Here is a 2,956-nt window from a genome sequence, read left to right on the forward strand (position 1 = left end):
ATTCTGAAACCCTCTCAAATCCCCAAAACACCTTCGGTGTTGTCAGGTTAAGCCGCACGGCTCATTAGTACCGGTTAGCTCAACGTCTCGCAACGCTTACACACCCGGCCTATCCACGTCCTCGTCTCGGACGGTCCTTCAGTACCCTCAAAGGAGTAAGGGAAGACTCATCTTAAGGCAAGTTTCCCGCTTAGATGCTTTCAGCGGTTATCTCTTCCGCACTTAGCTACCGGGCAATGCCATTGGCATGACAACCCGAACACCAGTGGTGCGTCCACTCCGGTCCTCTCGTACTAGGAGCAGCCCCTTGCAATCTTCCAGCGCCCACGGCAGATAGGGACCGAACTGTCTCACGACGTTCTAAACCCAGCTCGCGTACCACTTTAAATGGCGAACAGCCATACCCTTGGGACCTACTTCAGCCCCAGGATGTGATGAGCCGACATCGAGGTGCCAAACACCGCCGTCGATATGAACTCTTGGGCGGTATCAGCCTGTTATCCCCGGAGTACCTTTTATCCGTTGAGCGATGGCCCTTCCATTCAGAACCACCGGATCACTATGACCTGCTTTCGCACCTGCTCGAGCTGTCACTCTCGCAGTCAAGCTGGCTTATGCCATTGCACTAACCTCCTGATGTCCGACCAGGATTAGCCAACCTTCGTGCTCCTCCGTTACGCTTTGGGAGGAGACCGCCCCAGTCAAACTACCCACCAGACACTGTCCGCAACCCGGATAACGGGCCGGCGTTAGAACATCAAACATTCAAGGGTGGTATTTCAAGGATGGCTCCGTGCAGACTGGCGTCTGCACTTCACAGCCTCCCACCTATCCTACACATCAAGGCTCAAGGTTCAGTGTCAAGCTATAGTAAAGGTTCACGGGGTCTTTCCGTCTTGCCGCGGGTACACTGCATCTTCACAGCGAGTTCAATTTCACTGAGTCTCGGGTGGAGACAGCCTGGCCATCATTACGCCATTCGTGCAGGTCGGAACTTACCCGACAAGGAATTTCGCTACCTTAGGACCGTTATAGTTACGGCCGCCGTTTACTGGGGCTTCGATCAGGAGCTTCTCGCCAGGCGATAACCCCATCAATTAACCTTCCAGCACCGGGCAGGCGTCACACCGTATACGTCCACTTTCGTGTTTGCACAGTGCTGTGTTTTTATTAAACAGTTGCAGCCAGCTGGTATCTGCGACTGGCCTCAGCTCCGGACGCTCGGTCCTTCACCTAACGCCAGCGTGCCTTCTCCCGAAGTTACGGCACCATTTTGCCTAGTTCCTTCACCCGAGTTCTCTCAAGCGCCTGAGTATTCTCTACCTGACCACCTGTGTCGGTTTGGGGTACGATGAGCACTAATCTGAAGCTTAGGGGCTTTTCCTGGAAGCGGGGCATCAGCAACTTCAGCACCGTAGTGCCTCGTCATCGTGCCTCAGTGCTGTGGATAACCGGATTTGCCTGATTATCCCACCTACACACTTAAACCGGGACGACCGTCGCCCGGATTGCCTAGCCTTCTCCGTCCCCCCATCGCAATTATTGCCCGTACAGGAATATTAACCTGTTTCCCATCGACTACGCTTTTCAGCCTCGCCTTAGGGGTCGACTCACCCTGCCCCGATTAACGTTGGACAGGAACCCTTGGTCTTCCGGCGAGCGGGTTTTTCACCCGCTTTATCGTTACTTATGTCAGCATTCGCACTTCTGATACCTCCAGCAAACCTCACAGTTCACCTTCAACGGCTTACAGAACGCTCCCCTACCCAGCAACACATTCATGTCGCTGCCGCAGCTTCGGTGCATGGTTTAGCCCCGTTACATCTTCCGCGCAGGCCGACTCGACCAGTGAGCTATTACGCTTTCTTTAAATGATGGCTGCTTCTAAGCCAACATCCTGGCTGTCTGAGCCTTCCCACTTCGTTTCCCACTTAACCATGACTTGGGGACCTTAGCTGGCGGTCTGGGTTGTTTCCCTCTTCACGACGGACGTTAGCACCCGCCGTGTGTCTCCCGTGATAACATTCTTCGGTATTCGCAGTTTGCATCGGGTTGGTAAGTCGGGATGACCCCCTAGCCGAAACAGTGCTCTACCCCCGAAGATGACTTCACGAGGCGCTACCTAAATAGCTTTCGGGGAGAACCAGCTATCTCCCGGTTTGATTGGCCTTTCACCCCCAGCCACAAGTCATCCGCTAATTTTTCAACATTAGTCGGTTCGGTCCTCCAGTTAGTGTTACCCAACCTTCAACCTGCCCATGGCTAGATCACCGGGTTTCGGGTCTATACCCTGCAACTTAACGCCCAGTTAAGACTCGGTTTCCCTGCGGCTCCCCTATACGGTTAACCTTGCTACAGAATATAAGTCGCTGACCCATTATACAAAAGGTACGCAGTCACCCTGATAAATCAGGGCTCCCACTGCTTGTACGTACACGGTTTCAGGTTCTCTTTCACTCCCCTCGCCGGGGTTCTTTTCGCCTTTCCCTCACGGTACTGGTTCACTATCGGTCAGTCAGGAGTATTTAGCCTTGGAGGATGGTCCCCCCATGTTCAGACAGGATATCACGTGTCCCGCCCTACTCTTCGAGCTCACACAACACACCACTTCGGATACGGGGCTTTCACCCTTTACTGCCGGCCTTTCCAGACCGTTCTCCTGAGGCGTGTCATGCTGATGGCTCTGGGCTCCTCCCCGTTCGCTCGCCGCTACTGGGGGAATCTCGGTTGATTTCTTTTCCTCGGGGTACTGAGATGTTTCAGTTCCCCCGGTTCGCCTCATTAACCTATGAATTCAGTTAATGATGATGCAACGGATTGCACCGGGTTTCCCCATTCGGACATCGCCGGCTGACAGCGCTTCATATCAGCTCACCGGCGCTTTTCGCAGATTAGCACGTCCTTCATCGCCTCTGACTGCCTAGGCATCCACCGTGTACGCTTAGTCGCTTAACCT

The 2,956-nt window shown here is 53.9% G+C and carries 1 rRNA gene; it reads right to left on the reverse strand.

Annotation, left to right across the window (positions count from 1 at the left end):
• Positions 1-43 precede the first annotated feature (43 nt).
• Positions 44-2,955 (reverse strand): 23S ribosomal RNA (locus tag AAY47_RS15255).
• Position 2,956 lies beyond the last annotated feature (1 nt).

The sequence above is a fragment of the Xenorhabdus griffiniae genome, from assembly GCF_001028135.1.
GTDB lineage: Bacteria > Pseudomonadota > Gammaproteobacteria > Enterobacterales > Enterobacteriaceae > Xenorhabdus > Xenorhabdus bakwenae.